The sequence below is a fragment of the Bacillus sp. LR--39 genome (assembly GCF_053613335.1).
The window spans coordinates 420558-443966 of record NZ_JBSIOT010000002.1 but is presented as its reverse complement, the minus strand read 5'-3'; the positions used below and the strand labels follow the sequence as shown (position 1 = coordinate 443966).

Here is a 23409-nt window from a genome sequence, read left to right as displayed (position 1 = left end):
TTGATAGGTTTGTAACAGTGTATTAGCAATGAATTGGGAATATGCTAAAAACTCAATAAGGACAAGGGGCGGGTCATAATTTTCTGCTTTTTGATCGGGGGGTTTACATCCGCGCGATCCTGCTGTAGAATGAAACAGCGCAATTAGTTACTTAGGTAAGTTTTTTGAAAAGGAGAACGGAAATGATCCACGTCAACAGACGCCTCATTCATCAAATCAATCAATGCGCCCGCCTGATTACGAAGAAAGCCAATGAACGGCTGGAACCATTCGGCCTGTACTCCTCTCAATGGTCAATCCTATATTGCTTAAAAACGATCGGACCGATGACCCAAAAAGAAATCTGGTCCTATCTGAACGTTGAGGCGCCGACCGTTACCAGAACGATCAAACGCCTTGAAGAAAACGGCTGGATTCAGCGGGAACAGGGAGAAGACAAGCGGGAAAAGCTCGTCGTCCTGACGAAGGAAGCTGAATTGAAATACGACAGCATCAATCAAGAGATGCTGAAGTTCGAGGAAGACATGCTTGCGGATTTCCAAGATGGAGATAAGGAAGCTTTTTCTGAGTTTCTGAATGTGTTTTTAACGAAATAATAAAAAGGGAAGTGCTGTACTTTTGAGTAAATCTGACTCGATCTGGACCAAAGATTTTATTATGGTCGTACTCGTGAATTTATTTGTCTTTGTGTTCTTTTATACATTTTTGGCCGTGCTGCCTATCTATATGATTCAGGAGCTTGGCGGCAGTGAATCGCAAGGAGGGCTTTTGATCAGCCTGTTCCTGTTATCTGCTATTATCACCCGTCCTTTTTCAGGGGCGATTATTGAACGGTTCGGCAAGAAAAGAATGACGATTGTATCCTTGGCGCTGTTCGCCCTGTCTTCTTATCTGTATTTGCCGATACACAATTTCTATCTGCTGCTCGGACTGCGTTTTTTCCAAGGCATCTGGTTCAGCATTTTAACGACGGTTACGGGCGCAATTGCCGCTGACATTATTCCCGCCAAGCGGCGCGGCGAGGGGCTCGGTTATTTCGCGATGTCTATGAACCTTGCCATGGCGATCGGTCCGTTTCTCGGGCTGAGCCTTGTGAAGGTCATTTCGTTCCCGGTTTTCTTTACGATTTTTGCCGTATTTGTTTCTTTAGGCTTGCTGATTGCTTTTATGATTCGTGTGCCGGATCAAAACAACAGCGGAACGACTGTCTTCCGTTTTTCTTTCTCCGACATGTTTGAAAAAGGCGCGCTTAAAATCGCGATTGTCGGGTTGTCCATTTCTTTCTGTTATTCAAGTGTGACTTCATATTTATCCGTTTATGCAAAGACGATCCACCTGTTGGATGTCAGCGGCTATTTCTTCGTCTGTTTCGCCGTGACGATGATGGCCGCCCGTCCTTTCACAGGAAAGCTGTTTGACAGAGTGGGGCCGGGAATCGTCATCTATCCGTCGATTATCGTGTTCTCCGCGGGGCTTTGCATGCTGGCGATGACAAACAGCGCCCTCATGCTTCTCTTGTCCGGTGCCGTAATCGGTCTCGGATACGGCTCTATCGTACCGTGTATGCAGACGCTGGCGATTCAGAACTCGCCCGGACACCGTTCAGGCTTTGCGACGGCTACCTTCTTCACTTTCTTTGACAGCGGGATTGCCGGCGGGTCTTATGTATTCGGCCTCTTCGTCGCTTCGGCCGGATTCCATTCGATTTATCTGGCCGCGGGGCTGTTCGTCCTGATTGCTTTACTCCTGTATGGCTGGAGCCAGAAAAAAAGAACGCCGCTTGAAGCGGACGGAAACGTTTCAATCGCAGACTGATATGACAAAAAGCCGGGGGCAGCCCCGGCTTTTTTTATTCGGCCGCTCTTTCCCGCGCGATTCGTCCCGCCGCTTTTACATAAGGAGGATGAATATACATAAGCGCCGTATAACCGAGACATGACAAAATGACACCCGCAAACCAGGAGATATCATAGATGCCGGCGAACGCCGGGACGTACATCCCGATTAAAGAAATAAACGCGCCGAGAAAAGTCGCGGCAAAGGCCCGGTAATTATAGCCTTTGTAATAAGTATACTGTCCGGTTTCCGAATAAAGGTCTTCAACTGAGAGCTGCCTTTTTCTGATGATAAAATAATCAGCCATCATCACCCCGGCCACCGGTCCGAGCATCCCGCCGATGAGCCCGAGAAACGCATAAACATTCGTGGCGCTCTCCATCAGCTTCCACGGTATTGTGAACAGGGCCAAAACGGCGGTCAAATACCCTCCCCTCCTGAATGTAATATACTTCGGCAGGACATTCGCCAAGTCATAGGCCGGTGACACGATGTTTGCCGCCACGTTAACCGAGACGGCGGCGATGCAAAGTGTGATGACCGAAAGAGCGATAACAAAAGGATTATCAAACCGGGCCAAAATCTCCACCACATCCCAAATCGGTTCTCCGAATGCTACCTGTGATCCGGATGTCACTGTAATGCTCGCAAACGCAAACAGCGCAAACGTTCCCGGCAGGCCGTAAAACTGGCCGCGAATCTGTTCTTTTTGCGACGCGGCGAACCGGGTGAAGTCAGGAATATTCAGAATCAATGTCGCCCATATCCCGATAATGCCCGTCACTCCGGCGGCAAACGGCCAAAACGTTTCAGAAAAGGTATGGAACTTTCCCGGCTGTGAGTAAATCGGTCCGAGCCCGCCGGCAATATCTATCGCCCACCAGACCATGCCGCCGAAGACGAGATAAACAAGCGGGCCCGCCCACACTTCAAATTTTTTGATTGATTCCATGCCGTGCCGCAGCACAAGCAGATGAATGCCCCAAAAGAAAATGAACGACAGAAAGCCCGGCAGATGAAGCCCGAATATATTCCAATCTCCTCCGAGACTCCCCCAGCCCGGCCATATGTTCAAAAGCAGAATGTGTAAAGCCGTGCTTCCGGCAAATGTTTGAATTCCGAGCCACATGATGGCTGTAAACGCCCTGAGAAGCGCCGGAATGTTAGCTCCGTATATTCCGTAAGAAGCCCTGATAATGACCGGAAAAGGCAGGCCGTATTTCGTTCCGGCATGGCCGTTCAAGGCCAAAGCGGCGAACAAAATGAGTGACGCCGTCACGATAATGGCAAGCACCTGCCACGGAGAAAGGCCGATCGCAATGAGCCCGCCCACAGTCGCATAGGTCGGGATATTATGAATACAGCCCATCCAAATGGATGCAAAATTCACCGCTTTCCATGTCCGTTCGCCGTCTTCTAAAGGCAGTAAATCTTTGTTGCTTAGCCGATCACTCGTTGTTTTTTTCATTTTCTCCCTCCCACATGTACGTTTTCCTTACATCACATGTGAAAAAATATAACTGAAAATTCCGTAAATAACATTGGTCGCTGTCGACAATAATCGTTTTAATTTTTGAGCACATTACACAAAAAAAGAGACGGGGAGAGCCCGTCTCTTTTTTTTGCGCCTGTTAAGAGGCTTTTTTGAGGAGAACCGAAAACCGGAACGCCATCAAAAGGCTTACGGCGCCGACAACGATAAGAATCGTGCCGAGCATATGAAAATGGCCGGAGGTAATTTCTTTTCCGAAAAGAATGCCCAAAATGACAGAAGACAAAATCGAACCGAGATACCGGCAGGTCTGAAACAGGCCGGACGTTGTTCCGACCATGTCGGCGGGGCTCGTTTTCAGCATGGCCGCCTGAAACGTGACATTTCCGAAGCCGTAGCCGACACCCAGCACGGATAGGATCAGCCCTTTTCCTATCATAGGCGCCTGAAGAAAGAAAAACGTTAACAGCACCGCCCCGATCGCGGTCAGACAGGTTCCGGCAACAATCGGCTGAAGAAGCCCTTTCTTATCTATCCATTTTCCGGTCAGGGGCGACACCAGAATACTCATGCCCGACATAAACAGCATAATCAATCCGCTTGTCTGAACGGACAAATGCATTTCATCCTGAAAATAGCTCGGAAGCCCGAAAAAGATGCAGTAAAAGAATATATTCAGCAAAATAAATTGAATATACACCGACGATAGTTTCCGGTGCGTTTTAAACAGCCTGACATCTATAAACGGCTTCTCTGTTTTCAGCTCGCGCCAGATAAACAGCCCGACAAACAAAAGCCCGAATACGCCTTCTGTATAGTGAGGCTTCGTACTGAAGGACAATAAAAACGACAGAAGAAGGATAATCGCTCCGGCAAACAGGAGTATCCCGATCGTATCAAGCTGGCGAAGCACGCCTTTCAAGCCGCCGATCTCGCGTTTTTCATCTTTCGGAAACATATACATTCCGAGAAAAAAGCTGAGAATGATAAACGGCAGATTGACGAAAAAGATTGCCGGCCACCCTCCCCAAACGATCAGAAAACCGCCGAGAGTCGGACCGAGCGCCGTCATGGCTGATGCAAAGATTGACAGGACGGCCAGCGCCGAAGCCTGCTTCTCCTGTATATTTGAACGGATCAATCCGACGCCGGACGGATATATCGCGCTGCTTCCGATCGATTGAAAAAGCCGCATGATCAGCAAAGTCATAAAAGTCGGCGCAAACGGCGCGCCGACCGCCGAGACGGCAACAAGCAGAAGCCCGATCAAAAACAGCTTCTTCCTGCCGAGCATATCACCGAGCTTCCCGGTAACAGGCTGCGCCACCGCGCTGGCAAGATAAAAGGACGATATCAGCCAGGACACCGTTGTAAACGACAGGTGAAATTCATGCTGAATACTGTGAAGCGCAAGAGAAATCATCGACGAGTTCAATGGGTTCAGCATCGTCCCCGAAGCCACGGCCGTCAAAAACAGGACGCGGCTTTTTTTGGAGATTGTCATTTTGTCTGTGCGATAAATTCTTCCGTCGTCCGGCTTCTGCCGATTTTCGGGAAGATAAACTTGAGTGTCGCTTCGTGCTGTTCATCGCTGAATGTCGCCATCGCGTCAGTTACGAAAACTTGCTGATACCCGAGCTGAAAAGCTTCTCGCGCCGTGCTTTCCACACCGATGTTTGTCGCAATCCCGCATAACACAATTGTGTCGATTCCCCGTCTTCTGAGCTGAAGGTCCAGGTCCGTGCCGAAAAACGCGCCCCACTGCCGTTTTGTTACCGTATAATCGTTTTCTTTCACTCCGATTTCAGGCACAAATTCAGCCCAATCCGCCGGCGGAGCCGAATGGCCCGCCGCCTCTTCATCCGTCAGCGGCTTCAGCGCATCCGCTCCGTCATGAAAATCCACGTTTACAAAGCTGATAAATCCGCCTTTTTCCCGGAACACATCAATTAATTTTTTCGCGTTCGGCACAACGGTACCGCTTTTATCCATCGGCACAATGCCTTTTTGTAAATCAATAAGGACCAAAGCCGTTTTTTCAAATTGCAGATTTAATGATGTTGTCATAATGATTCCTCCTGATGCAGTTAGTGTTTCTCACCCCGTTTATTTTACTCTTTCCCGGACAGGATTTCTTCCGCCATGCTCCGGCACTCTTTTTATGGATATAAAGTCGCACGGCACCCATTTGAAAAAGCAGCATTATGAACGCAAAAAACCATGTCAGATAACCTTACACGACAATGTTTTATCGTTCTTTTTTCTCTATAATAATGAATTAATCACAATTACATTCTGAATGAGACGGAGGAATACAACATGCAGATGGGCGATACAGTATTTATGTTCTTTTGCGCTTTACTCGTGTGGCTGATGACCCCCGGGCTGGCTTTGTTTTACGGCGGAATGGTAAAAAGCAAAAACGTGCTCAGCACGGCGATGCATAGTTTTTCTTCTCTCGCCATCGTATCCGTCGTTTGGGTTTTGTACGGATATTCACTTGCTTTTGCCCCCGGGAATACATGGCTTGGCGGGATTGAATGGGCGGGGCTGAAGGGGGTCGGCTTTGAACCCGGAAGTTATAGTGATACGATCCCGCATTCCTTGTTCATGATGTTCCAAATGACGTTTGCCGTACTGACGACGGCCATTATTTCCGGAGCATTTGCTGAACGCATGAGATTCAGTGCTTTTCTTGTATTTTCCTTTTTGTGGGCTTCCCTCGTATATACCCCCGTTGCGCACTGGGTATGGGGCGGCGGCTGGATCGGCCAGATGGGCGCTCTTGACTTCGCAGGCGGAAACGTCGTCCACATTTCTTCCGGAGTCGCCGGGCTCGTGCTGGCGATTGTGCTCGGGAAACGCAAGGACGGCACGGCGGCTTCCCCTCACAACTTAATTTACACGTTCTTGGGCGGAGCGCTCATTTGGTTCGGATGGTTCGGCTTCAATGTCGGCAGTGCCCTCACGCTTGACAGTATCGCGATGTTTGCCTTCATTAACACAAACACCGCGGCTGCGGCCGGAATTATCGGCTGGATTTTAATCGAATGGATGCTGAACAAAAAACCGACCATGCTGGGTGCTGTATCAGGCGCTATTGCCGGGCTTGTCGCCATTACGCCGGCTGCCGGGTTCGTTACGCCATTCTCTTCCATCGTAATCGGTTTCATCGGCGGGCTTGTCTGCTTCTGGGGCGTGTATTGGCTCAAAAAGACTTTCGGTTATGATGATGCGCTTGACGCTTTCGGCCTGCATGGGATCGGCGGGACATGGGGCGGCATTGCGACCGGTTTATTCGCCACCACTTCCGTCAATGACGGCGGGGCAAACGGGCTGTTTTACGGCGATCCGGGACTGCTCTGGAAGCAGATTGCGGCCATTGCGGCAACCTATGTATTTGTATTTATTGTCACTTTCGTTATCATTAAAATTGTAGGTCTGTTCATTCCCCTTCGCGCCAGTGAAGAAGAAGAGTCACTTGGGCTTGATTTAACGATGCACGGGGAAAAAGCATATCAGGACTTATAAAGTGAGGAGTGGCTTAGATGAGCGGTCAAATGTTCAAGGTAGAAATCGTTACGCGTCCGGCTAAGTTTGAAACATTGAAACAGGAACTCGGTAAAATCGGAGTCACATCGCTGACCTTCTCCAACGTACACGGCTGCGGCCTTCAAAAAGCCCACACCGAACTGTACCGCGGAGTCAAAATTGAAAGCAATGTGTATGAACGGCTGAAAGTGGAAATCGTTGTCAGCAAGGTTCCCGTTGATCAAGTCGTGGAAACGGCGAAAAAAGTGCTGAAAACGGGAGAGCCCGGAGACGGCAAAATATTCGTCTATGAAATCGGAAACACGATTAATATCCGCACCGGAGAAGAAGGACCAGAAGCTTTATAAACAGACAGAACGCCCGGAGACAGAAATGTCCCGGGCGTTTTTTTCAGGCTTCATTAAAAAGAAGAAGCCTTTTTTTCATGCGGGACAGGCCGCTTATGCCGTACGGGTTGTTTTTTCGCATATGTACTGATATTGACCAGTATGCCGCATAAAAACAGCGTCATAATCAATGAAGAACCGCCGTAGCTGATAAACGGAAGCGGTACACCCGTAACCGGGAGGAGTCCGCTCATCGCTCCCAAATTCAATACAACCTGAAACATTAATTGAAACGTAATTCCGATGGCAAGAAGCTTCCCGAACGGGTCATCAGCCCGCACGGCCGTTTTTACGCCGAGAAGCATTAACGCAAAATATAATCCCAAAACGATCAGAACACCGAATATCCCCAGCTCTTCGCTGATCACGGCCATAATGAAATCGGTATGCGCCTCAGGCAGATAGTTCATTTTTTCAACACTGTTTCCAAGCCCTCTTCCGAAAAACCCGCCTCCGGAAATAGCAAAATAGGATTGAATCAGCTGATAGCCGTCCCCGTTCGCATCACCAAACGGATTGGTAAAGGAAACGAGGCGCTTCACACGATAGGAAGCGGAAAATGCGAGATAAACAACCCCGGACACCGCCGTCGCGCCGAGCACGAACAGATGGCGCTTTTTCAAGCCGGCACATAATAAAATCGACCCGCATGCCGCCAGGATTAAGGAAGCCGTCCCTAAATCAGGCTCCGCCAATGTCAGCAGAAAAGCGGTCCCCAAAATCACTAAAGGCGGCAGAACCCCTTTCACAAATTGATGAATGTACGGCTGCTTTTTCGTGTAAATCGAAGCGAAATACAAAATCATGGCGATCTTCGCCAATTCAGACGGCTGTACGACAAGCGGGCCCGCTCCCAGCCACCTGCGGGAAAAATTCCGCTCCAGCCCGATTCCCGGTATCAATACGAGCAGCAGCAATACCAGCGAACCGACCACAAACAGCGGTACAAGCCGCGCATACCGCTTATACGGCAGACAGGCGGCAAATAGAAATAAGCATAATCCGATCAGTAAAGAGGTACTTTGTTTATGGAAGAAATAGGATGGATCTCCGTACCGCTGAGACCCCATCACATCACTGGCGCTGTACACCATTAACAAGCCGAATCCGCAAAGCAGCATAATGACAAACACAAGCGGCAGATCGGCGTTTTTCAAACGTTTCAGCAACGGACAAAACTCCTTCGGCTATTCTTTTCCCGCATACTTGACGCACAGTAATACAGTCACGTTTCATTCTGTTTACTTTTTTATGATTATTTTTAATACCAATTGTGTCTCATAGAAAAAAGCATTACACTGTTCATATAAAATAAAGATAAAAGGTGATATTTGTGAATTACGAACTATTTAAAGCGATCAATGGTTTGTCGCACCATAGCGCCATTCTCGACTCTATCATGGTATTTATAACGGAATACGCCATTTACGCCTACGCCCTTTTCCTGCTTGCCATGTGGCTGTTCGGAAGCACAAAAGGCAGACAAAACGCCCTGTACGCGGGCTTCACGGGTGTTGCGGCGCTTATCATCAACTACCTCATCACGAAAGTCTATGTCGAGCCGCGCCCCTTTGTCGAGCATACGGTTCATACGCTGATCCCTCATGCCGCGGATGCTTCATTTCCGAGTGACCATACGACAGGCGCTTTGGCGATTTCAATTGCGATTCTGTTCCGCAACAAAAAACTCGGCTGGCCGCTTGTGATTTTCGGCCTTTTGACCGGCTTCTCAAGAATTTGGGTCGGCCACCATTATCCGATCGATGTGCTCGGAAGCATTATCGTTTCCCTCATTGTCGGATTCCTGCTGTTCAGATTTTCAAATGTGCTTCGTCCGATTGTCGATCTGATCGTGCGAATCTATGAAAGTATCGTTCATAAAAGCAAATCGACAAACCATAATATATAAAAAAAAGCCGGCGTCTGTCACAGACTGCCGGTTTTTGTATGTTTGGCTGTATGCTTTTTCCTTTGTAAAGCACAGAATGCGGCAATGCCGAGACTGTCAATCAGCACATCGCGGAGGCATCCGTTTCTGCCGAAAAAGAGCTGGACGATTTCTGTCAGGAAAGCGGCGGCCAATGCATACAGCACCGCCCTCTTCATGCGCCTGCGCTCCCTGAAAAACAAATAGGCGAGCACAAAAAATGAAAACGCGTGCCCAAGCTTTTGAATCGCCGCTTCCGGTATGGCGAGCTCCGCCATATCGAACACAAAGAAACCGGACACATCCGGATGGGGCGTGAAACGGAAGGACACCGTCTGCGACACAATCATATCGTGAAAGCTTTCAGTCAAAGCAGAAACGAAAACAAAGACGAGCCACCCGGCCGCCAGACATTTATTCATTCAGCATCTCCTCGTTTTCTACTAGTATAAAGGCACATGCGGCAATATGAAAAGCGCCTATCAGAGCTGATAGGCGCTTTGGGATCAAGATTACTTGCCCGAATCTTTCATTGAGCCGTCATCTTTACCATCTGTCTTGTCTTTTGTGCCGTCCTCTTTGTCACCTGGTTTTTCTTCGGTTTCTTTTTTAGGCGTCACATCTTTTTTCTCGGAAGACTGCTGAATTGCCCCTTCCGTTTCTTCTGTCACAGCGTTTTTCTCTTCAGCCGCCGCTTTTTCAATAGATGTTACCGGCTTGTCCATAAAATTGAGCGGGTTCATCGCTACGCCGTCCTTGCGGATTTCAAAGTGCACGTGATTTCCGCTTTCTTCACTGTAAAGGTTTTTTCCGGATTTACCGATGACCTGGTTCTGCTTTACTTTGTCGCCCTGATCCACGCTGACTTCAGATAAAGACTGATAGACAGTAGACAGGCCGTCTGAGTGTTCAATTTCAACCACATATCCCAGCACCGGGTCTTTAGCAGCTTTAACAACCGTACCGCTCAGAGAAGCAGAAACATCAAATGATTTTCCGTCTTTCTCAGCTAAGTCAATTCCTTTACTGAGGCTGTACGTGTTATTATAGTTAACAAGTGCTGCTTCTTTCTCTTTTTTTGCGGCATCAGTTTCATAAAACTTTTTCACAACAGAAACATTTTCAGAATGAGCAGCCGGCATTGCGACGTTTTCCATTGACTTGCCTACTTCGATGGCATCGTCTTTGCCGCTGTCATACGCGGAGTTTCCGCCGTTGTTCGTCAGATTGTCCTTCACATCATTCGAAACGGATTGATACCAAAGGACAGCTGTTAAAATGACGGCCGCACTGACTAAGTAGATTGCAGGGAATATCCAGCGTTTGCGAAAAAACCGCTGAAGTTTTTTGACTTGAGAAGTTTTCTTTTCTTCCTCTCTCATTTGTTCATCACCTCAGCAACATTCTGAACACTTTTCTGAAAATATATACACATCCATAAAAAACTTTTTTGGAAATAGTATGTGCAGATTGCACTTATTTATGTAATGAAATGTGAAGGGAGATCCCGGAATATGAATTTGACCCTGCGCAAAGCCGTATTGGAGGATTTAGATGCGGTGGTGGCCATTTACAACTCGACGATTGCCTCACGAATGGTAACGGCTGATACGGAAGAAGTGACGCCCGCAGACCGGATGGATTGGTTTTTGCGGCACACGGACCGGCGCCCGCTGATGGTCGCGGAAGATGAAACCGGCAAAGTGGCGGCCTGGATCAGCTTTGAAACGTTTTACGGCCGTCCGGCCTATGACAAAACGGCGGAGATCAGCATCTATCTGCATCAGGATTGCCGCGGCAAAGGAGCAGGAAGCTTTCTGCTGAAAGAAGCCCTGGCACTCGCTCCGGCAATCGGCATCCGCAGCCTGATGGCTTTTATCTTCGGACATAATGTGCCGAGCATTAAGCTGTTTGAAAAATTCGGTTTTACCGAATGGGGCGTATTCCCGGGTATCGCCGAAATGGACGGAAAACGATATGACTTGAACATTTTAGGGAGAGAACTGTCATGATCACCATCGATAAAGACAAAGACGAAAACCAGCCGCTCAATAAAAAAACCCGTTCCCTTGCCGACATCGCCAAATGGGGAAAGATCACCGCCGTGTTTCTGATCATCACGGGCTCTCTTTCCGCTCTGTCAGCGATTGTGACGCTGCTTGGAGCCATTCCGGGGGTTCTGCTCATCATTTCCGGCGTTATGCTGATGCGCTCGGCAAAAGCGGCTGCCGCCCTTCAGGAAGGACTAGAAGAAAACGCGGAAGAAAATATGCTTGCACATTACGCCTCATTTATCAAAATGCAGTTTTTTTATGCGGCATCCAGTGTGGTATTGGGCATTCTCGCTTTTATTTTAGTCGTCATCTTCGCTGTCATCGGAATTATCGCTTATCACAGCACTGATACGTATGACACGCCTGATTCATATTACTATGAGAACGACCCGGTGTTTGAATGACAAAAAGAGCTGATCGCGCGTCAGCTCTTTTTTAATAAAGCATTTCTTTTTTCCGGTCTTCTTCCGTTAAAAATTCAATAAAGCTCTTCATCGCAGACGGCTCCTCGGCAATCAGCCGGGTATAGGCGCTTTTCCGTTCCTCGGACAGAATATCGCTTTTTCTGATTCTGTTCAGCATATAAAGGCGGATCGTTTTTTGCACCTGTTTCCGCTGATAGCCGGCTTCCTTAAACAACGCAAGACCCAAGGCCGCAAGGAGTGCAAAAATGCCGGCCGACACGAGAGCTCCTCTCCCGGAAGGGGCCTGAATCAAAAGCGATGCCAGATGAAACAGACTAAAAGCGGCGAGCGGGAAAGCAAGAAAACGGTAAATGATGCTTTTTTTCATCAGCGGCGCAATGGCGATTTGTATTTTCTGAATTTCTTTTTTTATGAATCCCGGCAATTGTTCCGCATGCTCCAGCTTCATGCCCTCTCCCCTTTGCTGTCATTTTTGTCTTCTTTTTCATATATGCATATTTTAACGCACCCGGAACTTCCTTTGAAAGAAAACTGCATTCAACTTTGATTCCGGCTCTTTATTCTTTCAAAATGTCAATGTTATAATTTGAAATGGGAATCAGATTGCTGCACTTGTCGGAATACTAATGGGCACAGTCTTGATAAATATGATATAGCGGGGTTGCAAAGTGAGCATTTCATTTATTTTATTCGGATTTTTTTTCGTTTTAAATATACTTTTGGCCGTCATCATGATTTTCAAAGAAAGACGCGATGCCAGCGCTTCATGGGCTTGGCTCTTGGTTCTTTTTTTTATTCCCATTTTAGGGTTTATTTTATACCTGTTATTCGGCCATAACCTGAGACGCAAGCATCTGTTTCAATGGGAAGACCGTAAAAAAATCGGGATTGAAAAGCTGCTGAAGTCTCAGCTGAAAGATCTGAAGTCGAGGCAATTCCAATTTAACAACAGAGCGACTGTGGATAATAAAGACCTCATCTATATGCTTGTCATGAACAACCACGCAGTCTTTACAGAGGATAATTCGGTGGAGATTCTGACGGACGGGCGCGATAAGTTCAAACGCTTAATGAAGGACATTTCCAACGCAAAAGATCACATTCACCTTCAATACTATATTTATAAAGGTGATGAACTGGGAAAAAAATTGCGCGATGCCTTAGTGAAAAAAGCACGCGAAGGCGTAAAAGTCAGAGTGTTATATGATGAACTCGGTTCAAGATCACTCAGAAAAAAATTCTTCAAACCGCTGCGGGACGCCGGCGGCCATGTGGAAGTCTTTTTTCCTTCCAGGCTTCGTCCGATTAATTTGCGGCTCAATTATCGGAATCACCGCAAGCTCGTCATCATTGACGGCGAAACCGGCTATGTCGGCGGCTTTAACGTCGGAGATGAGTATCTCGGCCTGAATCCGAAATTCGGCTACTGGCGCGATACGCACCTCAGGCTTCAAGGCACGGCGGTACACGCCATTCAGACACGGTTTATCCTCGATTGGAACCAAGCCTCCCATCATCATACGCTCACATACGTTCCGAATCATTTTCCGGAATGCGAGCCGAAGGGCAATGTCGGGATGCAGATTGTCACGAGCGGACCGGATTCAGAATGGGAACAAATTAAAAACGGCTATATCAAGATGATCTCAACGGCCAAACGGTCGATCCTGATTCAGACGCCTTACTTTATTCCTGACTCAAGTCTTTTAGATGCCCTCAGGATCGCCTGTCTGTCAGGCATCGACGTCAAAATCATGATTCCGAACAAGCCGGATCACGCTTTCGTTTACTGGGCGACTTTATCTTACATCGGCGACCTTTTGAAAGCCGGAGCCTCAGTCTACATTTATGATAATGGCTTTATTCATGCAAAAACGATTGTCGTCGATGATGAGACGGCTTCAGTCGGTACGGCGAATATCGACGTCAGAAGCTTCAGACTTAATTTTGAAGTCAACGCCTTTATTTATGACGTCACCATCGCGAAAAAACTCATTTCCTCATTTAAAGAAGATCTGCTCGTCTCCAGAAAATATACGTATGAAGAATATCAGGAGCGTTCGCTGCGGATCCGCATTAAAGAATCGATTTCAAGACTTCTTTCGCCGATTTTGTAATTCCCGGGGTGTTTCTCGGGAATTTTCTGATATAAAAACGGACACGGCACGAAAAAACACATTTTATATTCAAAAGAATGACCGAATAGTGTATAAATGAAAAGTGAGTATTTTTTTGTAAAGGAGTGCCATAGTTTGAAACCTGAATCAGTGAATCGTTCGCTTATTTCTATTTCGAAATGGGGAAAAGCGACAGGTATTTTATTTATTATCATGGGTGCGTTTGCGGCGCTGTCGGGCGCGTTTTTCTTTTTAATCGGAGCCATTCCCGGCGTTCTGCAGATCATTGCCGGCATTTTTCTGATGCGCTCGGCAAATGAAGCGGGACAGATGGCGGAGCAGTTCAATGAACTGACAGAGGAACATATGCTGGAGAATTATGCAAAGTTCGTGAAAATGCAGGGGATCTACCTGATTGTGACGGTCGGCTTGTCCGTTCTCGGTATCGTTCTCTTCATTGTCCTCATGACGCTCGGCATCATGGACGGCGTGTTTAATAATATTGATGCCAATACATATTAAAAAGGAAAATCCCGGCGCATCCGCCCGGGATTTTTTCTTATTCCGCTTCTTCGACAACGGGAAAGTTTTTCTGCTTTGGATTTGCCAATACGGCGATGGCATAATAGCGCAGCTGAGACGCTGTCTGCAGATATTCTTTCAGACATTCCGGCTTCAGCCACACGTGTCGCCGTCACATCAAAAAAGCTTTTCCTCAGAGTTTCAGCTGAAATCACTCAATTGTTCGCCTGTTCCTGATCAGGTTTAGAAGCAAGAATTGTGATTCTGCAAAATAAGGATAAAAGCCATGGTGGAACAAGACCGCTTATCATACATTTTTTTGGGTCTTTGTAATTAAATTACAATTGTTCTTAATATTCACTCATGTATTCATGCTATTATATTGAAAGGAACGATCAAAAGCGTTGGCGTTCGTTAAATATTTACGAGTGCTGCCTCATGTCAAAGTCAGAAAAAATAGTATAGGAGGTAACATATGTTTAAGTTTAAAAAGAAATTCTTAGTTGGATTAACGGCAGCTTTCATGAGTATCAGCATGTTTTCGGCAACCGCTTCTGCAGCTGGCACAGATTACTGGCAAAATTGGACTGATGGGGGCGGAACAGTAAACGCAGTCAATGGATCTGGCGGGAATTACAGTGTTAATTGGTCTAATACCGGAAATTTCGTTGTTGGTAAAGGCTGGACTACAGGCTCGCCATTTAGAACAATAAACTATAATGCCGGAGTCTGGGCGCCGAATGGGAATGGATATTTGACTTTATATGGCTGGACGAGAGCACCTCTCATCGAATATTATGTGGTGGATTCATGGGGTACTTACAGACCTACCGGAACGTATAAAGGTACCGTAAAAAGTGATGGAGGTACATATGACATATATACAACGACACGTTATAACGCACCTTCCATTGATGGCGATAACACTACTTTTACGCAGTACTGGAGTGTTCGCCAGTCGAAGAGACCAACCGGAAGCAACGCTGCAATCACTTTCAGCAATCATGTTAACGCCTGGAAGAGCCATGGAATGAATCTGGGCAGTAATTGGGCTTATCAAGTCTTAGCGACAGAAGGATATAAAAGCAGCGGAAGTTCTAATGTAACAGTGTGGTAACAGCTCATCTTTAATTAGGGGCAGCTAACGGGCTGCTGATCGTTCCTTGAGACATTTTATAATGATTATTAAGAGGCGAACGGTTTTGGCATTGCTGGAAGCAGGATATCATTTTTTGTTTAACTTGCTCACAGCTGACACCTTCACATAAGCCTTAAGCAAAATAAAAATATCCCGGTAACCGCCTCCTTTAGTTTCGGAGGATTTTTTCATTAAACAGATCGCAATCCCGCATCCAGGCTTGTCTGAATATAGAGCCAATACCGTGATTTCCTCATTACCCATTGTAACCATCCTTGTTACACCGATAGCGGGATGAACCATCTCTTTTTAACAAAAGAGATGATTCATTACATCATAAAGGGACTTGCTCGCAAGTTCATTCTCCATTGCCCGCTGTACGCTTCCGAACGTCTCATCGAGCGCGCGCTGAATATTTTTGCCGACCGGACAGTCGGGGTTCGGATTGTCGTGAACCGCAAAAAGCTCTTCCTTATTCTGCACCGCCTTGTAAACCTCTAAGAGGGTGATCTCCGCCGGATCTTTTTTCAGGCTGGCTCCCGGAACACCCGCCCGGGATGTCAGAATACCCGCTTTTTTCAGCTGGCTGATCGTTCTCCGCACGACGACGGGATTGGTGTTTACGCTGCCCGCAATCATGTCCGATGACGCCCGTTCATCCGTTGAGATCAGCGATAGAATGTGAATGGCCACAGCAAGACGGCTGTTAATCATGTTTTTCACCACCGTTGTAACCACAATAGTTACATTTCATTTGTTTGTCAACTACTAATATACACTAAAACGGGCGGCAGGATGAAATCAAGTTGGCAATAGAGGTGTAAACAGGCCGGCGGGAAACCGGCCTGAGAGGGATTAAAATAAGAAATAACGCTGTCCGAGCGGAACATAGCTGACGGGCTGGCATGCCAGCTCTTCTCCGTCGGCGAACACCTGATAGGTTTTCGGATCGACTTGTATATTCGGCATCGCGTCATTCAGCTTCATGTCGAGCTTACTCAGCTTACGGATATTCCGTACGGGAGAAATCATTTTTTCAAGGCCGAGCTTTTCCGGCACACCGTTTGCGATACCGGCCTGGGACATAAATGTAATAGAGGTATTTCGGTTTGCTTTACCGTATGATGCGTACATCTGCCGCATAAACACGGGCTCAGGCGTCGGAATGGAAGCATTCGGATCTCCCATTTGGGCGCGGGCGATCATGCCGCCTTTGAGCACAAGTTCAGGTTTGACGCCGAAGAAAACCGGGTCCCATAGTACGAGGTCGGCGAGCTTTCCTTTTTCAACGGAACCGACTTCATGGCTCAGGCCGTGAGTGACGGCCGGGTTGATCGTGTATTTGGCGATATAGCGTTTGGCGCGCACATTGTCATTGCCGTTTTCTCCTGATAGAGCGCCGCGCTGCTTTTTCATTTTATCGGCCACCTGCCATGTCCGGATAATCACTTCTCCCACCCTGCCCATCGCCTGCGAGTCAGATGACGTCATGCTGATCGCGCCGATATCGTGCAGAATATCCTCCGCCGCAATGGTGGCCGCTCTGATGCGTGAATGACTGAATGCCACGTCTTCAGGCACTTTTGAATCTAAATGATGGCAGACCATCATCATATCAAGATGCTCGTCCATCGTGTTGACGGTATATGGAATCGTCGGCGTCGTAGAGGACGGCAGAATATTGGCGTAAGATGCGAGTTTCATAATATCCGGTGCGTGGCCTCCGCCGGCTCCCTCTATGTGATATGTATGGATAACCCGATCGCCGATCGCATCAAGCGTATTTTCTAAAAAGCCCGCTTCATTTATCGTGTCTGTGTGAATCGCCACCTGAATGTCCGCCTCATCCGCCGCTTCCATACAAGCTTTAATGGCGCTTGGCGTTGATCCCCAATCTTCATGCAGCTTCAGGCCGATCGCGCCTGCTTCCACCTGCTCGATCAGCGGCGCTTTATCGGATGCATTCCCTTTTCCTAAGAAACCGACGTTGATCGGAAACTCCTCGGCCGCTTCCAGCATTCTCGACATGTACCATGCACCGGATGTACAAGTCGTCGCTTTACTTCCCGTCGCAGGACCCGTTCCGCCGCCGAGAAGCGTGGTCACGCCTGAAGAAAGCGCGACTTCCATCTGCTGCGGGCAGATAAAGTGGATATGCGTATCCACCCCGCCGGCCGTTACGATTTTCCCTTCGCCGGAAATGACTTCTGTTCCGGCACCGATAATCATGTGCGGGTCCACCCCATCCATAATATCAGGGTTGCCGCTTTTTCCGACGCCGACAATCCGGCCGTCCTTCACCCCGATATCCGCCTTGACGATTCCGGTATAATCCAGGATAACGGCGTTTGTAATGATCAGATCAAGCGCTCCGTCTTTCCCGGTGATACGCCCGTTCTGCCCCATGCCGTCCCGGATTGTTTTCCCTCCGCCGAAAATCATTTCTTCACCGTAATTCGTGAAATCTTTTTCGACTTCAATCCATAAATCCGTATCTCCGAGTCTGACTTTGTCTCCCGTTGTCGGTCCGAACAGTTCTGCGTATTGCTCACGTGACATTTTCATCGGATCGCCTCCTCCATCCATCCGGCTTTTTTAAGATTTGACAGCGTCTTCTCTTTTCCCCGCTCATCCATATAAGTATCGGCCATGCCGTTGAGACCTCTGACCGTTTTTCGCCCTCCGATTTCCACAAGCGTGACGGTTTTCTCTTCTCCCGGTTCAAAACGGACAGATGTGCCTGACGGGATATCAAGGCGCATGCCGATTGCTTTGTCCCGATTGAAGGAAAGGGCGCCGTTGGCCTCGGCAAAATGAAAATGCGATCCTACCTGCACTGACCGTGTTCCGTTATTGGTGACTGACACCTCCAGCGTCTTCCGGCCTTCGTTAATGGTGATGGTCCCCTTTGCGACTTGAATCGCTCCCGGCTTCATGACTTCACCTCCGCTTTGATCGGCTGATGAACGGTGACAAGCTTAACCCCGTCCGGGAACGTCGCTTCCACCTGAATGCTGTCCAGCATTTCCGGAACGCCTTCCATAACGTCTTTTTCCGTCAATACATTGCGGCCGGATTCCATCAGCTCAGCAACGCTTTTTCCGTCTCTCGCGCCTTCCATCAGATAACAGGTCAAATATGCGGCGGCTTCAGGGTAATTCAGCAGAACGCCGCGCGCCTTCCGCTGCTTAGCGAGCTCTCCCGCCGTAAAAATAAGCAATTTTTCTTGTTCAACCGGTGTCAGTTTCATCTGTATTCCCCCTTAGTGATAGTCAAACACAATCCGCATGGTCATACCGAAACGATGCAGGCGGCCGTCACCCCCTTCACCTCATGAAATGTTAAGTGATAAAAGTTATTCGACGGTGAACGGCCCGATTCCTTTTGCAGAAATTACCGATTTCTCATTTTTTTCTTCAACAAACGTTTAATCAAATGTGAAGAAAGGTTACATTCTATGTGAATATTATAAAGAAATCGTCGATAAATTTATAGAATATTTAAAAATTTAGTGAATATTAACCAAATGAACTGGAATTTTTGTCATTTCTCATAACAAAAAGCCCAAAATATTTTGGGCTTTTGCTGTGTTTCACTATCAAATTAATCATCACTGAGTTTATCTTTCGTTTTGCCGACACCCTTTTGCAGGCTGCCTTTCGCTTTGTCTTTTTTACCTTCCGCTTTTAAGTCGGACTTGTTTGCCATGTCACCTGCTTTGTCCTTTGCTTCCCCTTTCATTTTGTTCATGCCGCCTTTTACTTTGTCTTTTAAACCGTTATCTTCACTCATGATCTCTTCAGCTCCTTTTTTATTCTGTGTACTTGTTTTCTTCCCTTTCAGCCCGAACACAAACATGTAAACTCTCAATTATTGATTTCACAGCGTTCCCCGTAGCGGAGCACTTTGTAAACGGCCAATCCGTCTGACAGCTTATTATCCCCGTATTGCACCGGCAGAAGAGCAAAGAAAACATAATAAGTTGAAAAATAGACAAATTGGTAAAAAAATAAGTTTGGCTCAAGGACATCTTTTATGATCAGCAGATTTATTAAAAAGATAGAAGCGAGATTAAACAGACAGCCTCCGGAATAGACGAGCGCGCTCGTCAGACGGTTATCTATCCGCAATTCGCCGAACTTGCAGAAAGAATCTATGAAGTAGATACGCCGAACCTGAATCGGCCCTACTTTTAAAAGACGTTTCCCCATTCCGATATCCAATGATGCCTTGCCTCCGAACAGCATGGCCATAAAGCTGTGTCCCGCCACATGGATGACAGACACCATCGGCAGAATGATGAGAAATGATACAAAAAACTTTATCATATCATTGAATCCGAACAACAAATCCCTCCTTCCCCTCGTGCTTTTTTCTCTCTTTTGCGATTTTTCCGTTTTTTCCTATGGTCAAACGTTATGATGTGCATAAAAAAATAACCATCTGCTGAGCAGATGGTTAAGAAAATTATATATCGTATAAACACTGTTCTTTTTGAATGTTTTCTCTCATGCGAATCGCTTTTTCATAAAAATACGCCGCTTCTTTATATTGCTCATGTGCGCTTGTGTAAACGGCGGCCTCCAAGGCGAAATCTTCAATATACACATACAGCGATTTTTCATTCATATAGTCAAACACTTCATGGATTAAATCCATATTGAGTGACTCCAAATAAAGCGCTTGTAAAAACTTATACTTCTCTAAACTGAATCGGTCGCCCCGTTCTTTCGCGATCATGACCCCTCTTTCATAATAGGTAAGGGCCGCTTGGTCATCATGCAGCCTGAAAAGGGTGTGCGTTAAGCTGAACAGCGCCTTCGGAAGCTGTTCAAGCTGATGCTCTTCAAAAACGGGAACCGCTTTTCTAAAGTACCGGGCCGCTTCATCCAGATCGCGCTTTTCAGAATAACAATTCCCCAGATTGTAAAGCGAAGACCCGATCAGGCGGGGCTGTCCTTCAAGCAAAGAAAGGCGGAGGGCTTCGTCTAAATGCTCAAGCGCTTTGTCGTAGTTTTTGCAGTCGATGTAGTTTCCTGAGATGACGAAATGGCATTGAATTCTCCGCACTCTGTAGAAATCGTGTTTCATATACGTATCCAGCGCCTGAATCCCGTGATTCATGGAAAAATGAGTCTGCTTCATGACATAAAACACTTCAGACATCTTGAAATGGAATTCCGCCCTCTCTATATCATCCTCGACAAATGAAAGGAGTTTTTCCGCTTTCCGGTAAAAAGAAATAGCCGCAACATAGTTATTGTGATCGAATTCATACATCCCTCTGAACAAATGGAAATAATACTCAGACAGTCCCGATATGCTGTCCGTGCTTTCGATCGTCTTTTGCAGCTCGCTGTACTGAATCTGTGATTGTTCGGTGCATTCCGGCTTGACGTAATCAAGCATAATATGATGGCGGTAGCTGATCAGCTGATAATATAACAGCAGCAGCTGGTCTTCCTCCATACGTTGTATATCCTCATCAATTTCCTCTTTCAGCTTTATGGCATCAGCCGCTTGAAACGCTAAAATGTGCTTGTACCATTTGTTGATCTTAACTCCAACTTGAGATGACGGAATCTCGTATGCGGTCATGCCCCTTTCACAACCTTTTCTAATTTCTATTGGTTATATTTTAACATATTGTATGGCTTTGGAATTGCATAACTTGATTGTCCTGCATCAAAATTCCTATCATATATTTCGGCTGTCATCGGTATTTTTTGAACAGACCGCTCTCATATTGTGAATAAAAAAGCCTGCCCTTGTCCGGGCAAGCTTTTCTTCATCCGCCTATATAAGACATTTCCACTTTCTTTTTCCCATCCGTTTTAGAAAGCGCGCGGTCAATTGAATACTGATCCGTGCGATTTCTCCAGACAGAGGCGATGGATTCCGTCAATTCGTCATCGGTCAGACCGCCGCGCACGAGTTTCCGAACATCATAGCCGCTTGACGCAAACAGGCACGTAAACAGCTCGCCTCTCGCCGACAGGCGCGCTCTGTTGCAGGAGGCGCAGAATGCATCCGAGACGGAGGAAATCACGCCGATTTCGCCGGAACCGTCAAGATAGCCGAACCTGGAAGCGACCTCTCCTTTATAATTCGCTTCTATCGGCTCCGTCGGCATGTGCTGGTTGATCAAATCAATAATCTCGGCCTTCGTGATCACGTCTTTTTTATTCCATTGATTCGTATTGCCGACATCCATAAATTCAATAAACCGGAGAATATGACCCTTTTCTTTAAAATAGCGGGCCATCGGCAGGATATCTTTTTCATTGACGCCCTTTTGAACAACCATATTGATTTTCACACCGAGTCCGGCCGCTTTTGCCGCCTCAATGCCCTCAAGCACCTTGTTCACCGAAACCCCGCGGCCGTTAATGGCCTTAAACCGCTCATCCTCTAAAGAATCGAGGCTGACTGTCACGCGATGCAGCCCCGCCTGCTTCAGTTTTTCCGCATACACGGGAAGCAGAGAGCCGTTTGTCGTCATCGCGATATCTTTAAGTCCGGGGATGCGCGCAAGTTTTTTGATCAATTCAGGCATATCTTTTCTCATGAGCGGCTCTCCGCCCGTCAGCCTGATTTTTTCAACGCCGAAGCGGCCGACAAACAGCTTCGCAAGCCGCTCAAGCTCCTCGAAGGAGAGCAATTCCGTCTTTTGTAAAAATGGATAATCCGGTCCGAATAATTCGGCTGGCATACAGTACGTGCATCTGAAGTTGCAGCGGTCGGTTACAGAGATACGAAGATCCCTGAGCGGCCTTTCCCTTTTGTCTGTCACCCGGCGCGTTTCTGTATTCATAAGCCCAAGACCCCTTTCTATTGTTCAACCCGTTCAGGATGTGTGTATATGTTAAATGATCCGTTTCTGACAAAACCTATCGCGGTTATGTTCAGCTCTTCCGCCATTTGCAGCGCGAGCTCCGTCGGCGCCGATTTTGAAATGACAATCGACACGCCGATTTTTGCGGCTTTTAATAAAACCTCTGAGGAAATCCGGCCGCTGAAGACGATCAGCTTGTCACGGACCGGTATTCCGTTTTTCAAACAGCAGCCGTACAGCTTATCCAGCGCGTTGTGGCGCCCGATATCCGTCCTCATAAAGAGCAGCTTTTCCGTATCGCACAGCGCCGCATTATGGACGCCGCCCGTTTCCCGGAAGGTGCCGCTTCCGCTTTGCATCTCCTTCATCAGGCGAAGGCACGTCTCAGGAGTTATGGTGATACGGCTGACGGCGGTTTTGGCCGTTTTCGCATCCTGCTGAAAGTAAAAATGGCGGCCTTTCCCGCAGCATGAACCGATGACCCTCTTCGTATAGTCTTTTTGCTCAAGCACCCCGGGATTCGTCAGTTCAACATATGCAAACCCGAGACTTTCATCTATAGTAAAGCTTTTGATTTCTTTTTCAAAACGAATGACGCCTTCTGATGCAAGAAATCCGATGACGAGTTCCTCTAAATGGTCAGGCGTGCAGACGAGTGTAACAAATTCCTGTCCGTTCACCATGACGGTCAGCGGATACTCTGAAACCATCCGATCCGCCGTCTTTGTTAATACCCCTTTTTCATAGCGGTATATGTCCCTTACCGCTGTTGTTCTTTTATCCACTGTTTTCCCCTCCGCAGTATCCTTCTCTTTTATTCTTCCACAATCCCTGTATTTTGTCGAATTTGCGGTTTAAAAAAAGAGCCCTCTTAGGACTCTATGTTTCATTGCGATGATGTCTGCTCAGAATGGTGAATAATATAACTGCGGCGATAATGGCCAATATACTGACGAATATGAAGGCGGCAAGCTTCAGAAAAATTCCGATCAGAACAAAAACGACTGCCGCCAGCACTAATATAATGCCTGCTCCTTTTAACAACAGCGTTCATCTCCTTTTATCCGTATCATTCCCACGGTTCCGTTTTCTAAACAAAAAAGACGCCGCGCGGGCGTCCTTTTT

General features: G+C 47.2%; 29 protein-coding genes. 10 read left to right on the top strand and 19 right to left on the bottom strand.

Features of this window, described 5'->3' with window-relative positions:
- Positions 1–182 precede the first annotated feature (182 nt).
- A complete protein-coding gene (locus ACWHAR_RS11995; RefSeq protein ID WP_007407562.1) occupies positions 183–596 on the top strand; it encodes a MarR family winged helix-turn-helix transcriptional regulator in 414 nt (137 codons plus the stop codon).
- A 22-nt stretch (positions 597–618) separates the two neighbouring features.
- Positions 619–1815, top strand: a complete 1197-nt coding sequence (locus ACWHAR_RS11990) for an MFS transporter (protein WP_014419077.1) — start codon at positions 619–621, stop codon at positions 1813–1815.
- Between the two features lie 34 nt (positions 1816–1849).
- On the opposite strand, the gene ACWHAR_RS11985 is transcribed toward ACWHAR_RS11990, so the two are convergent.
- From ACWHAR_RS11985 to ACWHAR_RS11975, 3 genes are all read right to left on the bottom strand, one after another.
- Positions 1850–3304: an NCS1 family nucleobase:cation symporter-1 gene (locus ACWHAR_RS11985; RefSeq protein ID WP_032875989.1), complete on the bottom strand. Its 1455-nt coding sequence runs from the start codon at positions 3302–3304 to the stop codon at positions 1850–1852.
- A 163-nt stretch (positions 3305–3467) separates the two neighbouring features.
- On the bottom strand, positions 3468–4832 hold the full coding sequence (locus ACWHAR_RS11980) for an MFS transporter (RefSeq protein WP_032875986.1): 1365 nt from the start codon (positions 4830–4832) through the stop codon (positions 3468–3470).
- Positions 4829–5395 (bottom strand): isochorismatase family protein, encoded by a 567-nt coding sequence (locus ACWHAR_RS11975; RefSeq protein ID WP_003151227.1) that lies wholly within the window; start codon positions 5393–5395, stop codon positions 4829–4831. The genes ACWHAR_RS11980 and ACWHAR_RS11975 overlap by 4 nt, the downstream gene beginning before the upstream one ends.
- 252 nt (positions 5396–5647) lie before the next feature.
- Between ACWHAR_RS11975 and ACWHAR_RS11970 the strand changes: the two genes are divergently transcribed.
- The gene (locus ACWHAR_RS11970; protein WP_003151223.1) at positions 5648–6859 is read left to right on the top strand and encodes an ammonium transporter; all 1212 of its coding nucleotides are present in this window, start codon (positions 5648–5650) and stop codon (positions 6857–6859) included.
- A 17-nt stretch (positions 6860–6876) separates the two neighbouring features.
- Entirely contained in the window at positions 6877–7227 is a 351-nt protein-coding gene (locus tag ACWHAR_RS11965; RefSeq protein ID WP_014419080.1) for a P-II family nitrogen regulator, read from the top strand.
- 53 nt (positions 7228–7280) lie between these two features.
- On the opposite strand, the gene ftsW is transcribed toward ACWHAR_RS11965, so the two are convergent.
- On the bottom strand, positions 7281–8435 hold the full coding sequence (ftsW, locus tag ACWHAR_RS11960; protein ID WP_032875983.1) for a putative lipid II flippase FtsW: 1155 nt from the start codon (positions 8433–8435) through the stop codon (positions 7281–7283).
- A 164-nt stretch (positions 8436–8599) separates the two neighbouring features.
- On the opposite strand from ftsW, the gene ACWHAR_RS11955 reads away from it, so the two are divergent.
- The gene (locus ACWHAR_RS11955; protein WP_003151220.1) at positions 8600–9175 is read left to right on the top strand and encodes an undecaprenyl-diphosphatase; all 576 of its coding nucleotides are present in this window, start codon (positions 8600–8602) and stop codon (positions 9173–9175) included.
- A 17-nt stretch (positions 9176–9192) separates the two neighbouring features.
- Here the strand turns inward: ACWHAR_RS11955 and ACWHAR_RS11950 are convergent, their stop codons facing one another.
- Both ACWHAR_RS11950 and ACWHAR_RS11945 read right to left on the bottom strand, forming a co-directional pair.
- Positions 9193–9615, bottom strand: a complete 423-nt coding sequence (locus tag ACWHAR_RS11950; protein WP_007407570.1) for a VanZ family protein — start codon at positions 9613–9615, stop codon at positions 9193–9195.
- A 90-nt stretch (positions 9616–9705) separates the two neighbouring features.
- On the bottom strand, positions 9706–10575 hold the full coding sequence (locus tag ACWHAR_RS11945) for a M23 family metallopeptidase (protein WP_032875980.1): 870 nt from the start codon (positions 10573–10575) through the stop codon (positions 9706–9708).
- A gap of 138 nt (positions 10576–10713) precedes the next feature.
- Here ACWHAR_RS11945 and ACWHAR_RS11940 point away from each other — a divergent pair, with 138 nt between their 5' ends.
- Entirely contained in the window at positions 10714–11205 is a 492-nt protein-coding gene (locus ACWHAR_RS11940; RefSeq protein WP_087920810.1) for a GNAT family N-acetyltransferase, read from the top strand.
- Positions 11202–11651 carry a DUF5362 family protein gene (locus ACWHAR_RS11935; RefSeq protein WP_032875976.1) on the top strand — a complete coding sequence of 150 codons (450 nt, stop codon included), beginning with the start codon at positions 11202–11204 and terminating at the stop codon, positions 11649–11651. Before ACWHAR_RS11940 ends, ACWHAR_RS11935 begins: the two co-directional genes overlap by 4 nt.
- A 31-nt stretch (positions 11652–11682) precedes the next feature.
- Here ACWHAR_RS11935 and ACWHAR_RS11930 read toward each other — a convergent pair whose 3' ends face one another.
- Positions 11683–12120, bottom strand: coding sequence for a DUF5392 family protein (locus ACWHAR_RS11930; RefSeq protein ID WP_014419085.1), 438 nt, complete (start codon positions 12118–12120; stop codon positions 11683–11685).
- A gap of 220 nt (positions 12121–12340) precedes the next feature.
- On the opposite strand from ACWHAR_RS11930, the gene cls reads away from it, so the two are divergent.
- Together cls and ACWHAR_RS11920 are read left to right on the top strand one after the other, a co-directional pair.
- Positions 12341–13789 (top strand): cardiolipin synthase, encoded by a 1449-nt coding sequence (cls, locus tag ACWHAR_RS11925; protein WP_007407575.1) that lies wholly within the window; start codon positions 12341–12343, stop codon positions 13787–13789.
- 135 nt (positions 13790–13924) lie between these two features.
- Positions 13925–14311: a DUF5362 family protein gene (locus ACWHAR_RS11920; RefSeq protein ID WP_032875973.1), complete on the top strand. Its 387-nt coding sequence runs from the start codon at positions 13925–13927 to the stop codon at positions 14309–14311.
- A 37-nt stretch (positions 14312–14348) separates the two neighbouring features.
- On the opposite strand, the gene ACWHAR_RS11915 is transcribed toward ACWHAR_RS11920, so the two are convergent.
- The gene (locus tag ACWHAR_RS11915) at positions 14349–14474 is read right to left on the bottom strand and encodes a hypothetical protein (protein WP_255322061.1); all 126 of its coding nucleotides are present in this window, start codon (positions 14472–14474) and stop codon (positions 14349–14351) included.
- Positions 14475–14786: 312 nt separating this feature from the next.
- Between ACWHAR_RS11915 and xynA the strand changes: the two genes are divergently transcribed.
- A complete protein-coding gene (xynA, locus tag ACWHAR_RS11910) occupies positions 14787–15428 on the top strand; it encodes an endo-1,4-beta-xylanase XynA (protein WP_007407578.1) in 642 nt (213 codons plus the stop codon).
- A gap of 108 nt (positions 15429–15536) precedes the next feature.
- Here the strand turns inward: xynA and ACWHAR_RS11905 are convergent, their stop codons facing one another.
- From ACWHAR_RS11905 to ACWHAR_RS11855, 11 genes are all read right to left on the bottom strand, one after another.
- Positions 15537–15713 (bottom strand): hypothetical protein, encoded by a 177-nt coding sequence (locus tag ACWHAR_RS11905; protein ID WP_223204425.1) that lies wholly within the window; start codon positions 15711–15713, stop codon positions 15537–15539.
- Between the two features lie 45 nt (positions 15714–15758).
- Entirely contained in the window at positions 15759–16163 is a 405-nt protein-coding gene (locus tag ACWHAR_RS11900) for an Rrf2 family transcriptional regulator (RefSeq protein ID WP_032875964.1), read from the bottom strand.
- 141 nt (positions 16164–16304) lie between these two features.
- Positions 16305–18014 carry an urease subunit alpha gene (ureC, locus tag ACWHAR_RS11895; RefSeq protein ID WP_032875961.1) on the bottom strand — a complete coding sequence of 570 codons (1710 nt, stop codon included), beginning with the start codon at positions 18012–18014 and terminating at the stop codon, positions 16305–16307.
- Entirely contained in the window at positions 18011–18385 is a 375-nt protein-coding gene (gene ureB, locus ACWHAR_RS11890) for an urease subunit beta (RefSeq protein WP_003151199.1), read from the bottom strand. The genes ureC and ureB overlap by 4 nt, the downstream gene beginning before the upstream one ends.
- Positions 18382–18699 carry an urease subunit gamma gene (gene ureA, locus ACWHAR_RS11885; protein ID WP_007407581.1) on the bottom strand — a complete coding sequence of 106 codons (318 nt, stop codon included), beginning with the start codon at positions 18697–18699 and terminating at the stop codon, positions 18382–18384. The genes ureB and ureA overlap by 4 nt, the downstream gene beginning before the upstream one ends.
- Before the next feature lie 353 nt (positions 18700–19052).
- Complete coding sequence (locus tag ACWHAR_RS11880) at positions 19053–19241, bottom strand: CsbD family protein (protein WP_003151197.1); 189 nt, start codon at positions 19239–19241, stop codon at positions 19053–19055.
- A 74-nt stretch (positions 19242–19315) separates the two neighbouring features.
- The gene (locus ACWHAR_RS11875; RefSeq protein ID WP_012118654.1) at positions 19316–19795 is read right to left on the bottom strand and encodes a hypothetical protein; all 480 of its coding nucleotides are present in this window, start codon (positions 19793–19795) and stop codon (positions 19316–19318) included.
- 121 nt (positions 19796–19916) lie between these two features.
- On the bottom strand, positions 19917–21047 hold the full coding sequence (locus tag ACWHAR_RS11870; RefSeq protein WP_007407584.1) for a response regulator aspartate phosphatase: 1131 nt from the start codon (positions 21045–21047) through the stop codon (positions 19917–19919).
- Between the two features lie 190 nt (positions 21048–21237).
- Positions 21238–22263: a GTP 3',8-cyclase MoaA gene (moaA, locus tag ACWHAR_RS11865; protein WP_032875958.1), complete on the bottom strand. Its 1026-nt coding sequence runs from the start codon at positions 22261–22263 to the stop codon at positions 21238–21240.
- Positions 22264–22280: 17 nt separating this feature from the next.
- The gene (gene fdhD, locus ACWHAR_RS11860) at positions 22281–23069 is read right to left on the bottom strand and encodes a formate dehydrogenase accessory sulfurtransferase FdhD (RefSeq protein ID WP_032875955.1); all 789 of its coding nucleotides are present in this window, start codon (positions 23067–23069) and stop codon (positions 22281–22283) included.
- A gap of 94 nt (positions 23070–23163) precedes the next feature.
- A complete protein-coding gene (locus ACWHAR_RS11855; RefSeq protein WP_003151191.1) occupies positions 23164–23328 on the bottom strand; it encodes a hypothetical protein in 165 nt (54 codons plus the stop codon).
- Between the last annotated feature and the right edge of the window lie 81 nt (positions 23329–23409).

Excerpts from the sequence above, each read along its gene's own strand:
- ACWHAR_RS11995 (WP_007407562.1), top strand. The coding sequence starts at position 183 with ATGATCCACGTCAACAGACGCCTCATTCATCAAATCAATCAATGCGCC.
- ACWHAR_RS11985 (WP_032875989.1), bottom strand. The coding sequence starts at position 3,304 with ATGAAAAAAACAACGAGTGATCGGCTAAGCAACAAAGATTTACTGCCT.
- ACWHAR_RS11980 (WP_032875986.1), bottom strand. The coding sequence starts at position 4,832 with ATGACAATCTCCAAAAAAAGCCGCGTCCTGTTTTTGACGGCCGTGGCT.
- ACWHAR_RS11975 (WP_003151227.1), bottom strand. The coding sequence starts at position 5,395 with ATGACAACATCATTAAATCTGCAATTTGAAAAAACGGCTTTGGTCCTT.
- ACWHAR_RS11970 (WP_003151223.1), top strand. The coding sequence starts at position 5,648 with ATGCAGATGGGCGATACAGTATTTATGTTCTTTTGCGCTTTACTCGTG.
- ACWHAR_RS11965 (WP_014419080.1), top strand. The coding sequence starts at position 6,877 with ATGAGCGGTCAAATGTTCAAGGTAGAAATCGTTACGCGTCCGGCTAAG.
- ACWHAR_RS11950 (WP_007407570.1), bottom strand. The coding sequence starts at position 9,615 with ATGAATAAATGTCTGGCGGCCGGGTGGCTCGTCTTTGTTTTCGTTTCT.
- ACWHAR_RS11945 (WP_032875980.1), bottom strand. The coding sequence starts at position 10,575 with ATGAGAGAGGAAGAAAAGAAAACTTCTCAAGTCAAAAAACTTCAGCGG.
- ACWHAR_RS11935 (WP_032875976.1), top strand. The coding sequence starts at position 11,202 with ATGATCACCATCGATAAAGACAAAGACGAAAACCAGCCGCTCAATAAA.
- ACWHAR_RS11930 (WP_014419085.1), bottom strand. The coding sequence starts at position 12,120 with ATGAAGCTGGAGCATGCGGAACAATTGCCGGGATTCATAAAAAAAGAA.
- xynA (WP_007407578.1), top strand. The coding sequence starts at position 14,787 with ATGTTTAAGTTTAAAAAGAAATTCTTAGTTGGATTAACGGCAGCTTTC.
- ACWHAR_RS11905 (WP_223204425.1), bottom strand. The coding sequence starts at position 15,713 with ATGGGTAATGAGGAAATCACGGTATTGGCTCTATATTCAGACAAGCCT.
- ACWHAR_RS11900 (WP_032875964.1), bottom strand. The coding sequence starts at position 16,163 with ATGATTAACAGCCGTCTTGCTGTGGCCATTCACATTCTATCGCTGATC.
- ureC (WP_032875961.1), bottom strand. The coding sequence starts at position 18,014 with ATGAAAATGTCACGTGAGCAATACGCAGAACTGTTCGGACCGACAACG.
- ureB (WP_003151199.1), bottom strand. The coding sequence starts at position 18,385 with ATGAAGCCGGGAGCGATTCAAGTCGCAAAGGGGACCATCACCATTAAC.
- ureA (WP_007407581.1), bottom strand. The coding sequence starts at position 18,699 with ATGAAACTGACACCGGTTGAACAAGAAAAATTGCTTATTTTTACGGCG.
- ACWHAR_RS11880 (WP_003151197.1), bottom strand. The coding sequence starts at position 19,241 with ATGAGTGAAGATAACGGTTTAAAAGACAAAGTAAAAGGCGGCATGAAC.
- ACWHAR_RS11870 (WP_007407584.1), bottom strand. The coding sequence starts at position 21,047 with ATGACCGCATACGAGATTCCGTCATCTCAAGTTGGAGTTAAGATCAAC.
- moaA (WP_032875958.1), bottom strand. The coding sequence starts at position 22,263 with ATGAATACAGAAACGCGCCGGGTGACAGACAAAAGGGAAAGGCCGCTC.